The organism is Cohnella phaseoli (assembly GCF_003386235.1).
Classification (GTDB): Bacteria; Bacillota; Bacilli; order Paenibacillales; family Paenibacillaceae; genus Cohnella; species Cohnella phaseoli.
Genome location: NZ_QRDZ01000070.1, coordinates 1 through 1,651 on the forward strand (window position 1 = coordinate 1; position 1,651 = coordinate 1,651).

Sequence of the window (1,651 nt, forward strand, 5' to 3'; positions counted from 1 at the left end):
AAGTCTGAAATCCTTAGCCAACGCACGTAGTAACGGAAATGCGCATAACAAATAAGCCATTCTCAAGACGGCTATTGGTAATTTGTGGTTTATTTCAAAGTCAGGTAGCAGCGGCCATAATTCGGTAACCCTGAGATTGAGCCAATTTAATCGCCTGTTCTACCGTGATTTCACGGTCTGCTGGATGAACGTCGGCTTTCTTGTATAAATCAGGGTTATAGGGTTGTTTGTTCTTCAAGATGTGGTAGATGGCCGTTAACAACATTCGCGCAATGGCAATAATCGCACGTTTGTGGCCTCTGCGCCTCTTCAGTTGCAAGTAGCGGTTTCGGATTTCGGGATGCTTTTCGCTTTTGACAACAGCGGTGGCACACTGAACCAAAAGCGGCTTGATATAGACGCCAGCTCTCGAAATCCTGACTGACTTTCTCTTGCCGGCGCTCTGGTCATTAGAAGGTGTAAGTCCTGCCCAGGAACACAAATGCTTGGCTGTCAGGAACACGTCCATATGGACCCCAATTTCCGAAACCACGGCAATGGCGGAAAAGATGTTTTTGAAGGACGGAACAGTCAAGATCAAGTTGAGTTCTTCTGTGTAGGCGTCGGCAAGGGAAAGGATAATAGATTCCAGTTCAGCTTTGCGGGATTCAAGGTCTTCGTAATGTTGTTTAATGACCTTGATCTTCCCGGCCTGCTCAGGCGTAATGAAACCGTCAACTGCAAGTGCAAGTTCGGCAAGTTTTCCTTTCAGGGAGCCGTGAATAAGCGGTTCGAGGTCAAAAGACGTATCCCTCGGATCGTTCAGTAGCTTGTCGATGATATTCATGGCGCTTTTGCCGAACGTATCCGAAATGACGCTGCCAAGCTGGATATTAGAAACGGTCAGGCTGTTCTGGAGTCGATTCTTCTCGCTTGACGTAAAGTTCGTCAGCTTGAAGCGGTAGCGCATCAAATCGCGCAACTGTCGGATCGGCAAAGGGGGCATAAAGCTTCCGGCGACAAGATCGTGCTTGAATAAGTCGGCAATCCACTTCGCATCCTTCTTGTCTGTCTTCTTGCCGCGAATGGCTTTGACGTACTTCGGATGCGCCAGTGTGATGTTGCAGGAATGCTCCAGCAAGTTGAACACGGGAATCCAGTATTTCCCGGTCGATTCCATACAGACATCCTTGCAGTCATGCTCACAAAGCCACTGTGACAGCTCATTCAAGCCTTGAGTGAAGGTTGAAAAGCGATGGCTTTTGTAAGTCGTGAGGCCTTTGCTGTTGGTAGAAGCAATGCAGGCGACCACGAAGGTTTTGTGCACATCGATCCCGCAACAGATCGGATAAACAATTTTTAAGGCCATACGAAAGCTCCTTTCTGAGATGTACAGAAATAGCCAGCAGGGACTGATTGCCCAGCTATAAACGAGTTGTTTATCAAAGATAAGTCTGCGTGCTCGAAGCGACACTTATTTGTGCTTGGAAGGGCAATCTACACATATAACCATGCGGTCACCTGACAAAAAACGGTGGCCCACTCCCCTCCACGTGATTTGTAGTGTGCTGAATATCTCTGCAACTCCAGAATACAAAAAAATCACCAAAGGCGAACGGATTTCATTCCGTTTTGTGCCTTGAGCGTAGCGAAAGGAATGGGCATAACCATG

At 47.7% G+C, this 1,651-nt stretch carries 1 protein-coding gene; it reads right to left on the bottom strand.

What is annotated here, in order from left to right:
- Window positions 1-100: 100 nt before the first annotated feature.
- Window positions 101-1,348 carry an IS110 family RNA-guided transposase gene (locus tag DFP98_RS38500; RefSeq protein WP_116065954.1) on the bottom strand — a complete coding sequence of 416 codons (1,248 nt, stop codon included), beginning with the start codon at window positions 1,346-1,348 and terminating at the stop codon, window positions 101-103.
- Window positions 1,349-1,651: the final 303 nt, after the last annotated feature.